Origin of the sequence: Flavobacterium gawalongense, assembly GCF_007097265.1 — a bacterium.
Lineage (GTDB): Bacteria > Bacteroidota > Bacteroidia > Flavobacteriales > Flavobacteriaceae > Flavobacterium > Flavobacterium gawalongense.
The window spans coordinates 43958-57841 of the sequence record NZ_VJZP01000006.1; the positions used below are offsets into that span (position 1 = coordinate 43958).

The 13884-nt window shown below is 35.4% G+C and carries 6 protein-coding genes; all 6 read left to right on the top strand.

Going from position 1 to position 13884, the window contains the following annotated elements:
* The first annotated feature begins 837 nt into the window (after positions 1-837).
* The 6 genes from FNW38_RS05170 to FNW38_RS05195 all read left to right on the top strand — a co-directional run bounded on the left by FNW38_RS05170 (position 838) and on the right by FNW38_RS05195 (position 13868).
* The gene (locus FNW38_RS05170) at positions 838-3924 is read left to right on the top strand and encodes a SusC/RagA family TonB-linked outer membrane protein (protein ID WP_185963083.1); all 3087 of its coding nucleotides are present in this window, start codon (positions 838-840) and stop codon (positions 3922-3924) included.
* A 22-nt stretch (positions 3925-3946) separates the two neighbouring features.
* The gene (locus FNW38_RS05175) at positions 3947-5434 is read left to right on the top strand and encodes a RagB/SusD family nutrient uptake outer membrane protein (protein ID WP_144064641.1); all 1488 of its coding nucleotides are present in this window, start codon (positions 3947-3949) and stop codon (positions 5432-5434) included.
* A 907-nt stretch (positions 5435-6341) separates the two neighbouring features.
* On the top strand, positions 6342-7478 hold the full coding sequence (locus FNW38_RS05180) for a GntR family transcriptional regulator (protein ID WP_144064642.1): 1137 nt from the start codon (positions 6342-6344) through the stop codon (positions 7476-7478).
* Positions 7479-7781: 303 nt separating this feature from the next.
* Positions 7782-10241, top strand: coding sequence for a family 43 glycosylhydrolase (locus FNW38_RS05185; RefSeq protein WP_144066634.1), 2460 nt, complete (start codon positions 7782-7784; stop codon positions 10239-10241).
* Positions 10214-11245 carry a family 43 glycosylhydrolase gene (locus FNW38_RS05190; protein WP_218043826.1) on the top strand — a complete coding sequence of 344 codons (1032 nt, stop codon included), beginning with the start codon at positions 10214-10216 and terminating at the stop codon, positions 11243-11245. The genes FNW38_RS05185 and FNW38_RS05190 overlap by 28 nt, the downstream gene beginning before the upstream one ends.
* 1 nt (position 11246) lies before the next feature.
* A complete protein-coding gene (locus tag FNW38_RS05195) occupies positions 11247-13868 on the top strand; it encodes an alpha-L-arabinofuranosidase C-terminal domain-containing protein (protein WP_144064644.1) in 2622 nt (873 codons plus the stop codon).
* The last annotated feature ends 16 nt before the right edge of the window (positions 13869-13884 follow it).

Below are 13884 nucleotides of genomic sequence, written 5' to 3' on the forward strand. Positions count from 1 at the left end.
TGACTTTTTAATGATGATTCCCCAACAGTTTATTTCCTTCTTATTTTAAAATATAAATCCATTTGGACTTCTATTTTACGTCATCAAATATGCTTCTAGATGAAACTGAATTTTATACACCCCCTTTTTTAGGTTAATTTAAAGAACTGCCTTATATTTTTTATTTGGCAATATTTTTTCTTTAAAAATGCATTATATTAAAAAAATACTACTTTTTTGTAACTTACCATTAAAAATAGACGATAATTTATATAGAATGAATTATAATTTATCTTCAAATCTGGCTATTCTGGGTAATTTTGATATGTTGATAAGCCAATAAATTATTAATCTAAGGTTAATGCATTATGAATTGTCAATGAGTTTATGGGTATTAGTATTGATATTATAGAAAAGATTAAACATTTCTGGATTTTAATTTTTTTAACAAGTTGAGTTTGGAATTCAAAATACAAATTTTGGTTGGTTTGTAGTTTTTTTACATAACAGTTGCCGATGTTTTTATGTCGGCAGCTGTATACCAAAATAAGAAGTCAATTTCATAACAACCTATAATTGCAAGGATCTAAATAAAATTTTGTTTAAATAATTTATTCGACTTACTTACTTAAAAAACACTTGTAACATAAGTGAATATTTAGGTAGAGAATTGATGATAGTGTATCTAAAAAATTTAGATATATCCTTTTTCATTTCAATAAATTCTGAGCCTCAATAATCACGGGAACATTGAGTAGTCATTATGTCAGTAACTCGAAAATTTATTTAAAAATTTAATTGTTTAAGTTTACTTTAATAACGGAATTAACCTTAATTAACCTAAATATGATTAAAAAAATGAGAAAAAAGTACCTGATTCCTAATTTACTCAGTAAAAGATGGAGTTTAACTGTGCTATCCATGGCACTGGTGTCGACAAACTTGTTACAGGCCAAAGAAAATACTATTGAATCTAGTATAGAGGTCAGAATGGTTATGGAACAAGAAAAAATTGTTACAGGAAAGGTAATCTCTTCTGAAGATAATAATGGAATTCCAGGTGTTACTGTTGTCGTAAAAGGAACAAACAAATCTGTTGTTACGGATTTTGAAGGTAATTATAAGATTGAAGTTAGTTCTGATAATGACGTACTGGTGTTTTCTTCCATTGATTTGACCCAGCAGGAAATTAAAGTAGGGGGCAGATCAGTAATTGATATAACCATGACATCCAGTGCGTTGAGCATTGAACAACTTCAACAAGTAATTGTGATAGGGTATGGTTCGCAGAAGAAAACAGATCTTACTGGTGCTGTTACGACGGTGAAAGCAAAAGATATTAATGGTATCAGAGGAGGTAATGCTGCGGAAGCATTACAAGGTAAAAGTGGTTTAACTGTAGTGTCATCAGGATCACCGGGTACAAGTCCTGTAGTTAGAATTCGTGGTATCGGTACCAACAGCGATTCTTCTCCGCTCTATGTAGTAGACGGTATGATGACAAATGATGTAACTTGGCTGAATCCCAAAGATATTGAATCAATGAGTGTATTGAAAGACGCTTCGGCTACAGCTATTTATGGTTCCAGAGGAGCGAATGGGGTAATCGTGGTTACAACAAAAAAAGGAAAATTAGGGAAAAACATTATTTCCTATTCAGGAAGTGTCGGTAGCCAATTTGTACTTGATAATTACAAGGTAGCCAACGGAAGTCAATATGCGACGCTGATGAATACAGTTGCTTTCACGGCCGGGCAGGCACAGCCCTACCAAAATCCTTCGCAGTATGGAAAAGGAACCAACTGGATGGACGAAATCAGCAGGACGGGCTTGATGAGCGATCATCAGATATCTGCTTCAGGAAGTACTGAAAATGTAAGCTACAATATAAGCTTAGGGTATTTTGAACAGGAAGGGGTTTGGAACAATACAGATTATAACCGTTGGACCTTACGGATCAATAATGACTACAAACTGAGCAGCAAGATAAAAATCGGGCATAATTTCAATGTCAGCAGCGCAAATACAGGTCAGGCATTGACTTATAGAACAGTACGTTCTGTTCTTTCAGGCTCACCGCTTATTACTCCTAAAAACAATCTAGGAGCATGGAATCCGATGCAGAACAATGATCTTATTAACCCTGCTGCAGAATTAGATTTGAATAAGGAAGCCAATACAAATAATCTTCGTTTTGTAGGGGACTTGTGGGGAACCTGGGACATTATAGACGGACTTCAGTTTAAGACATCGTTTGGAGAAGACTGGATGCTTACACGATTTGATCAGTTTCTGCCGCAGTACAGCATAAACCCTTCATTCCAATTCAATAATCCAAACAGCTATACTGAAAACTACAGTACTAATAATACATGGTTATGGACCAATACACTAACCTATGATAAAAAATTTAATGAAAGCCATCGTCTAAACCTGCTTGCCGGCCAGAGTTCAGAAGCGAGCCAGTTGCGTGGTCTGGGAGCCACAGGTAAAAAATATGTTGTGGATAATCTGGATTATGTTTCTATATATTCGGCTAGTATAAATAACAGGACAGTAAATGCGTTTCTGCCGGCAAAATCATCAAGAGAATCGTTTTGGTTCAGAACTAATTATGTATTAAAGGATCGTTATCTGTTTACGGCAACAATCCGTGCCGATGGTTCCTCAAAATTCGGTCCCAATAACAGATGGGGGTATTTCCCTTCTGCAGCTTTAGGCTGGAGAATCAGTGAAGAAAGTTTCCTAAAACAGCTAAGCTGGCTTGACAACTTAAAAATAAGAGGAAGCTGGGGTATGACCGGTAATGACAAAATTTTTAATAACGTAGCTTATGCACTGGTAACACAGAGCGATGAATTTCATGCGATTTTCAACAACCAGGTGAACCCTGGGGCCGGTATCGTAAATGATTATAATCCTAATGTAAAATGGGAAAACAATGTTCAGGCTGACTTAGGTATGGAAATGACTGCACTGGATAACAGACTTACTTTTGAATTTGACTATTTTAACCGCAAAACAGAAGATTTACTGATGATATTGCCTATACAGGGTGGTTCTGTAGGTATAGCTCCGACATACAGTAATGCCGGCTCAGTACAAAATAAAGGATATGAGGTAATGATAGGATGGCAGGATAACAAAAATAATTTTGAATATGGAGTCAGCTTCACTGGAAGTTCTTTTAAAAATGAAGTTGTTGACTGGAATGGCCTTACTACTACCAATACAACATTCTCTACAAATTTACAAACCCGCATACAGGAAGGTCAGCCCTTTAATTATTTCTATGGCTACAAAACCCAGGGGATTTATCGCACACAAGCCGATATTGACAGTTGGAATGCCTATGCAGTAAGCAAGGGAAAAACAGCTTACCATACAACCGCGAAATTAGGAGATATGATTTATGTGGATACTGATGGAGATGGTCAGATAACTCCGGTTGACCAGACTAATATTGGAAGTCCGTTCCCTAAATTTACAGGGAGTATTGCTTTGAATGCAGAGTATGAAAATTTTGATTTTAATTTTGATTTTACCGGAAGTTTTGGAGCAAAGGTGATGAATAACTCTTATAACGATTTTACCTCGCCTAACAATAATATGCATACAGATTGGTTGGATTCATGGACTCCTGATAATACCGGAGCAGCTATGCCGCGTCTGGCTGCAGGATCTGTAAACATGAACAGAACCATCGATATTATGGTGTTCAACGGTAACTATGTAAAATTGAGAAATGCAACCCTTGGTTATACGCTACCAGATTCAGTTATTGAAAAAACAGGAATAAGCAGATTGCGATTTTATTTCACTGGAGCCAATCTGTTATATTTTACTAAGTACAAAGGTTTTACTCCGGAATTGGCTGATGGGCTTGACTATAATTCTTTTCCTATCTCAGGCAGTATGCAATTTGGTATGAACCTTAATTTTTAATTAATAATAAAACTCATTAAGTATGAAAAAGCTAAAATATATATTAACCATTGCCGGATTAAGCCTTTTGGTTTCCTGTGATGATTTCCTTGATGTTACTCCTGAGGCACAGCTGACTACTGATGTTTATTTTTCTGATGAAGAAAGTATAGATGACGCCCTAAACAGGGTATATTCTTCAGTCAACTGGCGTTTCTTCAGATTGGGAACCATGTATTTCACATCACATGAATTTTCTTCGGATGATGTGATAATGAATACTGCTGATGTCAATTTTACCTCAGCCTATACCTTCACCAATAACCCTTCCAATATATATATGGAGCGTCTTTGGGAAAGATGGTATCTGTATCTTAATGACTGTAACCAGGTTTTAAAGCTGGCAAGTAAGTATAATGACAGCAAAGCTTTACAATACAATGCGCAGGCGCGTTACTTTAGAGCCTATTGGCATTTTGATCTGGTAAATGTTTTTGGAGATGTAGTGATACGTGATCATGTACCAACGGCGGACGAATTTAATATTCCTAAAAGCCCACAGGAAGATGTTTACAAGCTTATCATCAGTGATCTTGAATACGCAGCAGAGAATCTGCCTACCAGACAAGTATGGGGAACCAGCAACCTAGGGCGTGTGACCAAAGGTACAGCATTGGGATTATTGGCTAAAGTTTATCTTTACAGACAGGATTACACTAATGCTTATAAGTATGCAAAACAGTTAGTACAAAGTGGCGAATACAGTCTTGATCCTAACTACAGAAATCTATTCTCTATAGACGGCAAATACTCCGTTGAAAGTATGATGCCGGGGCATTACATCTATCAGAATATTGCAGGCCGTTTAAGAAATCCTTATGTAGAATTTCAGGGGATTCCGGGATCGGGCCTTGGAAGTGCATTTTTTGCTCCATCTGATGATTTAGTGAACAGTTTTGAAGTTAATGATCCACGTAAAGCCGCTTCTATTTTTAACAAAGGGGAAACTATCGAAGGCTACACCGGGGCAATAAACTGGAAAGCAGGGTTTCAATACGCGAATAAAAAAGTTATTTGGCCAGCGACACAATGGCCTGATGCAGATTTTTTTAAGCAGCAGCTTAACCTTCCATTTTTGCGTTATGCCGATTTATTACTTATTTATGCAGAAGCAGCCAATGAATTAGGTAATAGTGGAGATGCACTTGATGCACTGGAGCAGGTGCGTTTTAGAGCTCGTGGTAATAAAACGTTCTTGCAGGCTGGTGTACTGCCACAAATTACGGAAACTAATAAGGTTCAATTGCGTCAGCTTATTTGGAAAGAACGAAGAGTAGAACTTGCTATTGAAGGTAATCGCTGGTTTGATTTAGTTCGCTATGAAAAAGTTGTTCCTGGTTATACAACCAATATTATGAATAATCTGGGCAGATCCAATTTTAATTATAATAAGAACAGTAAATTTCCAATTCCGTCTACATTTGTTACAAACTCAAATGGTGTTTTGATACAAAACCCTAATTGGCAATAGTTTTTAAAAATTGTCACTATCAGTCAATTTATATTACTTTTCAGTGTCAGTTATAGGTTTAATTTTCGTCAGTCCGAAGTTTATTCTTTAAAAAGAATCAAACTTCGGACTGACTTTTTAATGATTATCCTCAACAGCTTATTTCTGTATTTTTTTGAATATAAATCCATTTGGACTTCTATTTTACGTCATCAAAATATGCTTTTAGATGAAACTGAATTTATACACCCCCTTTTTTAGGTTAATTTAAAGAACTGTCCTATATCTTTTATTTGGCAATATTTTTTCTTTAAAAATGCATTATATTAAAAAAATCCTACTTTTTTGTGACTTACCATTAAAAATGGATGATAATTTATGCATAATGAATTATAATTTATCGTCCTAAGCAATCATTCTAAGTAAATTTGGTAAACTCTTAATAAGGTAAACTTAACGATATAGTAAAGTAAATTTAACGGAATCGTAAGTGTGAAATAAAAGGGTTTGTGATATTAAAGTTCATAATGAAACATTGAAACCGATAATTACATTTTTTAATGTGCATCATAATTAAGTAAAAGCTATTACTGAGTGCATTTTGTAAAACTAAAATTAAGAGGTGAAATAAAAATAATAATAATAGATGCAATTGCAATTGTATCAATCTGTTTTAAGAAACGGAATTGATAAGATGGTTGGAATCTGAAGAAACAAATTTTGGTTGGTTTGTGTTTTTACATCGCAGTTGCCGGTATTAGCTATCGGCAGCTGTAAAACCAAATGAAAAGCCAACCTTTAAAGGGTGGTGTCGCGAGCGTTCTTTTCAAGGAATGTTACCTAGCGATAAAAAAACTGAGATGCGGGTTGTATACCTAAGAGGAAAGAAAAGAATGTAGTTTTAGAAAATCTTAATAACAGTATTCAAATGGAAAATTTTAAAGATATAATATCAATTAATGATTACTCTAGAGTTCGTAAGCATAAGCAGATTGTTAATTCTGTTATGAGTGCCACTACAATAGGGTCTTTGAAGTTAAATGATAAATTACCATCGGTTAATAAGCTGGCGGTTGAATATGACATTTCAAGGGATACGGTTGTTAAGGCATATGCTTTTCTAAAAGAGCATAATATCATAGATTCCGTTCCGGGAAAAGGATATTATGTAAAGTCGGTGAAAAATGATTTAAAAGCTAAGGTTTTTTTATTAATCCATAAATTAAGTCCTTCTCAAAAAAGAAATTATGATGCTTTTTCCAGTATTCTTACTGAATTTGCTACAATAGATTTATACATATATCAAAATGATTTTGCTCAATTCAAAAAGCATATACTAAACAGCAAATCTAAAGATTATACACATTATGTTATGAATACTCATTTTGTTGATGAGGATCACGATGTTGTTGAGGATTACGATGTTGTTGAGGATTACGATGTTGTTGAGGATTACGATGTTGTTGAGGATCACGATGTTGTTGAGGATCACGATGTTGATGACGATCACGATGTTGTTGCGTTTCTTAAAAAAGAAATCCAATTAGAAAAGTTGATACTACTTGATAAAAAAATGGATCAACTGGGTACTATTGCCGGGGTATATCAAGATTTTGAAAAAGATATTTTTTTAGCTCTGGTGGAGCTGAACCCTTTGTCAAAAAAGTATAATACTATTAAACTAGTTTTTCCAAAAAATAGTTGCTTGCCAAATGAAATAAAAACTGGGTTTTTAAATTTTTGTACTAAATACGGTTATGAATCCAGTATTATTGAGGACACAGATAATGAGAAAATGAAAAAGCATACCGTTTATATAAATTTGGAAGAAGAGGATTTAGTGAGTCTGATTAAACAAATTAAAAGTAATGATTTTGTTATTGGTAAAGATATAGGAATCATTTCCTATAATGATACTCCTTTAAAGGAAGTATTGGTTGATGGAATAACCGTAATTTCAACAGACTTCGATAAATTAGGAGAGCATGCTGCAAATATGGTTTTAAAAAATGAAAGGGAACAAATCAGTAATCCGTTTAATGTTATTGTAAGAAAATCGTTGTAATCTTTTTTATTTTTTGATAAAATATGAAGGACAGTATCAATTGGAGTTGTTGGTTGAACTTAACTGAAGCAAAATAACAGTATTAACATTGACTCTCAATATGTCAATAAATTTATATTCGATAATTTTATATAATTAAAAGTCAAAATCATTTAATGGGTTTTCATATAATTAACAATAAACTAAATCAATTTACCATAATTTAAACGACTATACATCTCTTTTAAAAATTATATTTTATCTGCTATGGTTGCAATAGATAGAATATAATTTTAATTCTATTACCTAAACAATTACTAAAAAATGATTAAAATTAAAACACTTTTTCTTCTTTTATTATCCATTATCTTTTGTTGTGCTTCAACAGTAATAGCCCAGGAATATCCAAAAGCTATTTTGTCAGGAGATTATCCTGATCCTACCATTCTACGTGATGGAAAGGATTATTACATGACACACTCTCCATTTTATTATAAGCCAGGCTTTTTGATTTGGCATTCTCAGGATTTGGTAAACTGGGAACCCATTACTCGTGTAATACCCGAGTATGAAGGTTCAGCTATGGCACCTGATCTTGTAAAACACAACGGTAAGTTTTATCTTTATTATCCTGCGGCGGGAACAAACTGGGTTGTTTGGGCCAATAATATCAAAGGACCATGGAGTAAACCTATTGATTTGAAAGTTCCGGGTATTGATCCAGGGCATGTGGTAGGGAAAGATGGTCAACGTTTTTTATATGTTAATGAGGGATATGTAATTCGTCTTTCTGATGATGGTTTAAGTACCATTGGCGAACGCAAATCAGTTTATGAGGGATGGGTATATCCTAAAGGTTGGAAAACAGAATGCATGTGTTTAGAATCTCCTAAGTTGACTTATAAAGATGGGTATTATTATATGACTTCGGCCGAAGGAGGAACAGCCGGTCCGGCAACAAGTCACATGGTTGTTGTGGCACGTTCTAAGAATCCTACAGGTCCTTGGGAAAATTCTCCGTATAATCCAATTGTGCATACTTATAGTGAAAGAGACAATTGGTGGTCAAAAGGCCATGGTACATTAGTAGATGATGTAAACGGAAATTGGTGGATTGTGTATCATGCTTATGCAAATGGTTATCATACTTTAGGGCGTCAAACACTAATTGAGCCTATTGAGTGGACTTTAGATGGTTGGTATCGCAGCACGAAAAAGGCAAATCCGATTGCATCAAATAAAACAATAAAACAAGGACTTGATCTATCTGATGATTTCAAAGGTTCTGAACTGGGTTTACAATGGACATTTTGGAAAGAATATGCGCCTGAAGCTCTTATGTTAAAAAATAAATCACTTACGGTAAAAGCAAACGGAGATTCTCCAGCCGATGCACGAAAATTATTGATCACCCCAACTGATAAATCTTATGTAACTCAGGTTGAGGTTCAAGTTGCTAAAGACAATCAGGCAGGATTAATTCTGTTTTATAATGAAAAAGCTTTTTCGGGTATTGTTTCAGACGGCAAGAATTTCACCGTTTATAAAGATGCGGAACACAATACCAAAATACCAAATAAATTTGGAAAACACTTCTTCTTAAAAATATTGAATAAAGGAAACAACTGCACTTTTTCGGCGAGTAAAGACGGTCTTAAGTGGACAGTTGTGGCCAAGGATATTGATGTTTCTAAAATGCATCATAATAATTACAAAGGATTTTATGCCTTGAGACCAGGTTTGATATCCTATGGAAAAGGGAAAAGCATTTTCAAAGATTTTCGCTATGCAAATGCTACTCCTACAGAGAAAGACATGAGTGCTTATTTGATGGTTTTTCATAAAGATGAAACACATAGTTTGCACATGGCTTTGAGTACTGATGGATATAGTTTTACCGCATTAAATGATGGTAAACCAATAATTGGAGGCGATACTATATCCAGTCAAAAAGGGATTCGTGATCCACATATTTATCGTGGTCCTGATGGAGCATTTTATTTGGCCATGACAGACCTTCACGTATTTGCAAAAAGAGATGGTTTCCGCGATACCGAGTGGGAGCGTGATAAAGCAAAATACGGTTGGGGAAATAATAAAGGTTTGGTATTGATGAAATCTTGGGATTTGGTTAACTGGAAGCGCAAGAATATTTACCTTAATGAATTTTCAGCGGCATTTAGCGAAATTGGTTGTGCTTGGGCGCCAGAGGTAATCTATGATGAAGAAAAAGGGAAATTAATGATCTATTTTACGATGCGTTTTCAAAACGAAGCAAACAAATTGTATTATGCGTATGTTAACGATGATTTTGATAAACTAGAATCAATGCCACAATTGTTGTTTGAATATCCTGATTATAAAGTTTCGGCCATTGATGCAGATATTACAAAAGTGAAGGATAAATACAGAATGTTTTATGTGTCACATGATGGAAGTGCCGGAATTAAGCAGGCTGTTTCGGATCAAATAAACGGAGGATATGAATACGATCCACGTTGGTATGATCCGGAACCTAAACAATGTGAAGCTCCAACTGTATGGAAACGAATTGGTGAAGATAAATGGGTGTTGATGTACGATATTTACGGTATTGATCCTCATAACTTTGGTTTCAGTGAAACTTCTGATTTTGTGAATTTCAAAGACCTTGGTCATTTCAACGAAGGGGTGATGAAAACCACAAACTTTACTTCTCCAAAGCATGCGGCAGTAATTCATTTGACTAAGGAAGAAGCAGAAAAGCTTGCTGAAAAATGGAAACTTCAGTTGGAATTCAAATAAACAGAGGGTTCAATCCAAATTGTATAATGAATGTAAGAATCATGAAAAAAATTAATCTTCAGCTAGTACTACTACTGCTTTGCGCATTTAGTATTTACGCTCAAAATCCAATATTGCCGGGTCTGTACGCAGACCCGCATGTATTATATGCAGAAAAGACCGGTAAATATTATATCTACCCAACATCTGATGGATTTAAAAATTGGTCTGGAACCTATTTTAAAGTTTTCTCTTCCGATAATTTAAAAAAATGGAAAGATGAAGGTGTTATATTAGATTTGAAAAAGGATGTTTCATGGGCAAATGCCAATGCCTGGGCACCAAGTATTGTAGAGAAAAAAGACAAAAACGGTCAATACAAATATTACTATTATTTCACTGCGAATAAAAAAATTGGTGTGGCTGTAGCGGATCATCCTACAGGACCTTTTATAGATTCGGGAAAGCCGCTGATTGATAAATTTCCTGATGGAATGAATCGCGGACAAAATATTGATCCGGATGTTTTTACTGATCCCAAAACTGGGAAATCCTATTTGTATTGGGGGAATTATTTTATGGCGGGTTGTGAGCTAAATGATGACATGATTTCTGTGAAACCCAATAGCACTCGTATTATAATAAAAGACGATACTTATTACAGTGAAGCTCCATTTGTTTTTTATCGCGATGGCTTTTATTATTTCTCCTGGTCAAAAAATGACACAAGAAGTGAAGATTATGAAGTTCGGTATGTAAAGGCAGCATCGCCACTAGGACCTATAGATCCTTCTCAAAGTATAGTTATCATACAAAAAGAACCTAAGAAAGGCATATTTGCAACAGGTCATCACTCTGTTTTGCAGATACCGGGAAAAGACAAATGGTATATTGTATACCATCGTTTTCAACGACCTGATGCGATTAAAATGGGTAAAGATGCAGGTTTCAATCGCGAAGTATGCATCGATAAATTAAAATTTAATAAAGACGGAACAATTAAAAAGGTTAAACCAACGATTTAAAATGAAAAAAGTAAAAGATTTAATAATTAGGGATAGTAAAAAAACGAATAACAAGAAAAGGATTTTAATACTCTTGTTGATTTTTTTTACAGCACAGTTCAGTTCATCTATTTGGGCTAAAGAACCAGATTCGGTTTATTTATTTGCCTATACAAAACAGGATGGAAAAAGAGCAAACGGTTTAATGTTTGCTTGGAGTGCTGATGGGAAAAAATGGCATACTATAGGATCTGAATACAGGTATTTGAAAAGCGACTATGGCAGGGATAAAACCCTTATACAGCCTTTTTTGTTGAGAGATGAACAAGGAATTTGGCATTGTTTCTGGACCTTGAACGAAAGAGAAGGACTTTTAGCTCATACAACTTCGGAAGATCTAGTAAAGTGGAAAAGCCAATCGTATAATAAGATGTTGTCGAATGATAATTGTCTATCAATTGAGGCAGTCAAAAAAGGAGATAGCTATGATGTAAGCTGGATAGGTAAACTAAGTGGAAAAGAGAAAATATATTCGGGTACTACACAAGATTTTAAAAACTTTTCGGGGGTGAAAGAAATAGCTTCCAGAGCAAATACAAATCTACGTACTACTTTAAATATCAATGGAGAAAGTGCGACAGGAACGGTGCATAAGGTGAAGTGGAGTGTTGTTGATGGATTAATGAAAGCACAACAAATGGTTGCCTACAAAGGGATATTGAATGGAGAATCAACCAAGGATGATAGTAGCCGTTTTGCTTCTTTGAAACAGCTAGAAGCCAAAGTAAATTTAAATACCAGCGAAAGCAAATCTATAAGTGATCTGTTGATTGGGGTATTTTTTGAAGATCTAAATTATGCCGCCGACGGTGGACTTTATGCCGAGTTGATTCAAAACCGTGATTTTGAATATGTATTGAGTGACAAAGAAGGAAAAGACAAAGACTGGAATAGCCGTAAAGCATGGGAATTGAAAGGGAAAGGAGCTTCTTGGACAATAGACAGTATATCACCTGTGCATCCTAACAATAAACATTATGCCAAATTAAAGTTAGAAAGTCCTGATGCAGCTTTAGTAAGTGAAGGTTTTGAAGGGATTCCTTTAAAAGCTGGTGATAAATACAATTTCTCACTATTTAGTAGAATATTGGAAGGAAAAGGAGGAGAAGTACTGATTCGTTTAGTAGATAAAGAGGGGAAGGTATGTGGAGAAAAGACCTTGAATTGTACCTCTGCAAACTGGAAGAAACAAGAGATTGTTTTAACGGCTACTCAAACCGTTGCTGATGCGAAGTTAGAAATTCATCCTCGTTTTCAAGGAACGGTGGCGATGGATATGATTTCGTTGTTTCCGCAAAAAACGTTCAAAGGTCGCAAGAACGGACTGAGAGCAGATTTGGCGCAGACCATTGCCGACCTAAAACCAAAATTTATGCGTTTTCCCGGAGGCTGTTTGTCACATGGCGACGGATTGAATAATATGTATCGTTGGAAAAATACCATTGGTCCATTGGAAGCTCGTGTACCACAAAGAAATATATGGGATTATCACCAAACTGTAGGCTTAGGCTATTTCGAATATTTTCAGTTCTGCGAAGATATAGGTGCACAACCTTTACCTGTGGTTGCTGCCGGAGTACCTTGTCAAAATTCAAATGGTGGACAACAAGGCGGAATACCGATGGAGCAAATGGGTGAATATGTGCAAGAGGTTTTGGATTTGATAGAATGGGCTAATGGAGGAGTAGACACTAAATGGGGTAAGATACGTTCGGAGTCGGGGCATCCTAAACCATTCAATTTGAAATACATTGGCGTGGGTAATGAAGACATGATAACTGATGTATTCGAAGAACGATTTACGATGATTTACAAAGCTATCAAAGAGAAATATCCAGAAATTACCGTAATAGGAACAAGTGGTCCTTTCTTAGAGGGAACTGATTATGAAGAAGGTTGGCAAATAGCAGACAAACTAGGCTTGTCAATGGTAGATGAGCATGGCTATCAGTCTGTGGGTTGGTATATTAATAATCAAGATTTTTATGATAGCTACGATAGAAATAAAGCTAAGGTATATTTGGGAGAATATGCAGCCCGTGCTAAGGGAGGTCCTAACTTGGAGTCGGCATTGGCTGAGGCGCTTCACTTGGCAAATATAGAGCGTAACGGCGATGTGGTTGCCATGACTTCTTATGCCCCTTTATTGGCTAAAGAGAAATTCACCCAGTGGAATCCGGATATGATTTATTTTAATAATACAGAAGTAAAACCAACCGTTGGCTATTATGTACAGCAATTGTTCGGACAAAATGCAGGAGACACTTATATACCCACTTCATTGGATTTATCCGATAGATCAGAAGCTGTAAAAAAACGTATTGTTGTTTCTGTAGTTCACGATAAAGCATCAGGAGACTATATCGTAAAGTTAGTTAATTTGCTTCCTGTGTCAGTGAAGGCCAAACTGGATTTGAGTTCTTTAGGAAATTTGGACACAAAAGTATCCTATACTTGTTTGAGTGGTCGCCCAGAAGACAAACAGCTTCGTCCTGTAACAAATAGTACTTCTTTGTCAGAAGTTATGGATAAAGAAATTCCTGCCTATTCTTTTTCGGTATTGCGATTTAAAAAAGGGAAATAGATAAAAATTGGAAGTT